Source organism: Archangium sp. (assembly GCF_036389735.1).
In the GTDB taxonomy this organism is placed as follows: domain Bacteria; phylum Myxococcota; class Myxococcia; order Myxococcales; family Myxococcaceae; genus Archangium.
On sequence record NZ_DASVWK010000348.1, the window covers coordinates 1 to 3,442 of the forward strand.

General features: G+C 69.8%; 2 protein-coding genes. One reads left to right on the plus strand and one right to left on the minus strand.

What is annotated here, in order from left to right; all coding sequences use genetic code 11:
- On the minus strand, positions 1 to 1,741 hold a 1,741-nt coding region (locus VF794_RS12185), incomplete at its 3' end, for a tetratricopeptide repeat protein (RefSeq protein ID WP_331109908.1).
- A 102-nt stretch (positions 1,742 to 1,843) separates the two neighbouring features.
- Between VF794_RS12185 and VF794_RS12190 the strand changes: the two genes are divergently transcribed.
- The coding region (locus VF794_RS12190) for a histidine kinase dimerization/phospho-acceptor domain-containing protein (protein WP_331109910.1) at positions 1,844 to 3,442 on the plus strand (1,599 nt) is incomplete at its 3' end.

Here is a 3,442-nt window from a genome sequence, read left to right on the forward strand (position 1 = left end):
TGCGGTTGACGGCGAGCAGCTCCGAGGAGACGGCCTCCGGGAAGCCCAGGCGCAGCAGCTCCACGGCCGCGATGAAGTGCGGATCCTTCTCCATCGTCCCCGCGTGCAGGGGCCACGGGGCGCGGCGCTCCTGCCGGGTGAAGTCCAGCTGGGGCTCCACGCGCTTCATGCGCTCGGGCTCCAGCTCGCCCAGCATCGTGCGCGCCATCAGCCCGTAATAGGTGGCCGGGTGCTCCACCGCGAGCAGCTCGAAGAGGTCCGCGGCGCCCTTCTTGTCACCCTTCTCCTGGAGGGTGCGCGCCCGCCAGTACCGCGCGCGCTCCAGGTCGTACGTCTCGTCCGCTTCGGCGAAGCGCTTCTCGATCTCCTGGAGGCTGGCGATCCCACCGCCCTCCACCTTCAGCGTGCGGGCGATCCAGAAGTCCTTGAAGAGCGCCTCGCCGAGGAAGTCGCCCTGGGGATAGAGCTTCGCGAGCTCCTGGAGCCGCTGCGAGGCGAGCTCCAGCCGGCCCGTCTTCACGTACAGGTCCGCGGCGTAGAAGAGCGCGTCGTCGGCGAAGGAGTGGTCCGGGAAGTCGCGGGCGATCCGCTCGTACGTCTCGGGGCCCTTCGCCTGGTCGACGATGGAGCGCGAGGAGCCGAGCACGTAGAGGGCGCGCGGCAGCAGATCGCGATCCTGGCACTTCTCCACCACGGGGGTGAGGGCGGCGATGGCGCGGGTGTGCTGGCGCTCCTTGCGCTGGCCCTTGCCGTAGGCGAAGTGGGCGCGGCAGGCGAGCGCGTCCGGCAGCTTGAGCGAGGGCAGCAGGGGCTCCAGCACGTCGAGGCCCTGGCGGTTGCGGTTGAGCTCGATGAGCTGCTCGCCGCGCGTCACCTTCATCGCCACGGGCGCCTGCTGACCCTTGAGACGACCCTCGGCCTGCTTGGCCAGGGGCGTGAGCGGGTGTGAGGCCCACAGGCGCCAGAGGAACTCGCGCTCGCGGGTCTTGTCCTTCTTCTCGGCGGCGATGTCGGCGCTGGCCAGGAGGGCCTCGGCGGCGACGTTGCGGCCCCACGAGGGCGAGGTGCGGTTGGCCAGGGGGGCGAGCGCCGCGAGCGCGGCCTCCGGATCCTTCGCCTTGCGCAGCACGCGACCGAGCGCCAGGCGGGCGTCGGCGTACAGCCGGGAGTCCTCGGACACCTGGGCGAGCAGCACGCCCGCGTCGCCAAAGCGCCCGAGCGACTCGAGGGCCACGCCAGCGTGGGTGAGGCAGCGGTCGCGCAGCGCGGGGTAGTCCTCGGCCAGGACGGTCATCTCCGCGGCCGCGCGCGCGTCATCCCCGGCGCGCACGGCGCTCAAGGCACGCAGGTAGCGCACGGGCAGCGAGTCGCCCTCCTTCTCCAGCAGGTCACGGGCGCGGGTGTAGAAGCCCTTGTCGAAGGCCTCCTTGGCCTCCTTGCGCTTGCCCTGGGCGAAGTACGGGGCCAGGTCGTCCAGCCCGTAGTTGCGGCCCTTGAAGACACGGGGCTCGGCGGGCTTGGGTGGGGGCGCGTCGGGGAAGGCCGGGTTGAGCACCTCCACATACCCTGGAGGCATCACCCCCTTGTCCGCGTCCGGAGGCGGAGAGAGCTGGGCCTCGGACGGCGCGTTCTCCGTGTAGGTCCGAGGCGCCGCGGATGGCTCCTCGGAGGCGGGCGCCTGGGCGAAGGCCAACGAGGCGGCGGCAGCGGCAGCGGCAAGCAGGGGGACGAAGGCTTTCATACGGGAAGGGCCCTCAGGTGATGCGCCGGGGCAGCCCCGGAGACAACTGGAAGCAGGTGAAAAATTTCCGGGAACGAACGGAGGTTAGACTGGCCACCACGCATGGACATCCGCACACAGAGCGCGCTCCTCGCATCCATCATCGGTCTGGCGCTCGGCTTGTCCATGTTGTTGAGGGCGGGGCGTCCACGGGTGCTCACGCTCTACTCCGTCTTCGCGTTGACGGTGGGCGGGTACTACCTGTCCAGCTTCTTCCACAGCCTCCTCGCGCATGTGGAGGCGCCGTGGGTGTCGCGGGTGGCGGTGGGTGCCACCATTCTACTGGCTTCGCTGGTTCCTGGCGCCGCAGTGGCCTTCTTCCTCGAATTCTTGGGGGTGAGCAAGGGTACCCATCTGCTCGGCCGGCGGCTCGCTGTGCTCTCCGCCGTCTTCGGTCTCGCGGTGGCCGTGTCGCCTCTCGCACAGAAGGGCTGGGCCCGCGTCGCCATGGGCGCCTGGGTGCTCGCTGCCCTGCTGGGTTCGGTTTCGTTGCTGCTCCATCGAATGAGCACCAGCGAGTCGCGGATCGAAAGGCTGCGGCTCACCTACCTGGCCATTGGCGCCGGGGCCTCCATCCTCTTCTCGGCGTTGGATCTGCTGGCGCTCGACGGCCTGCCCTTCCCCACCCTGGGGCCCGTCTTCACCACGCTCTACCTCTTCTTCCTGGCGCAGACGCTGCTGCGGCTGCGGCTGATGGACCTGCACGAGCTGCTGGGGAAGATCGCCTCGCAGACGGTGCTGGCCACCATCCTCGCCGCCGTCTTCACCGTGCTGACGGTGTGGGTGGACGAGAACAACACCTCGCTCTTCCTCTTCAACACGGTGGTGGCGGCCTTCGTCATCCTCATCCTCCTGGAGCCCTTGCGCGCCAAGGTGGAGGAGCAGGTGGTGGCCATCTTCTTCCGCGAGCGCTTCGAGCTGCTGCGGGTGCTCGGCAACGCCCGCGCGAGGATGGCGGGCGTCATCCAGATCTCCGAGCTGGCGCGCATGGTGATGGACGCGCTGCACGAGTCGGGTCGCATCACCCACGCCTCGCTGTACCTGCTGGCCGAGGACAGGCCGGGCTACCGGCTGCTGGACGCGCGAGGGCCTGCGCCGGTGAGCTTCCTGGACACGGGCGCGGCGCGCGGCGTGCTGTTCGCGGTGGCCTCGGGGCAGAAGGCGGTGCTGCTGGAGAACGTGGAGCGGCGCATCGCGGTGCTGCGCCAGCAGGTGGTGGAGGGCAAGCGCTTCCGGGACGAGCTCAAGCGGCTCAACGACACGCGTGCGGCGCTCCTCCAGATGAAGGCCGGCATCACCGTGCCGCTGCTGGGCAACGACCGCGTCATCGGCTTCCTCAACCTGTGGGACGAGCGGGTGCCAGAGGCGTACGCCTCGGATGAGATCGCCCTCATCCTGGAGGTGGCCGAGCGCCTGGCCACGGCGCTGGAGAACTCGAAGCTGTACGAGAAGATCCGCGAGCGCGACCGCCTGGCGGCGCTGGGTGAGATGGCGGCGGGTCTGGCGCATGAAATCCGCAACCCGCTGGGGGCCATCAAGGGCGCGGCGCAGTGCCTGGATCCAAAGCGGCTACCCGGCGAGGAGGGCGAGTTCCTGGAGGTCATCGTCGAGGAGGTGAATCGCCTGAACGGGGTGGTGTCGGCGTTCCTCGACTACGCGCGC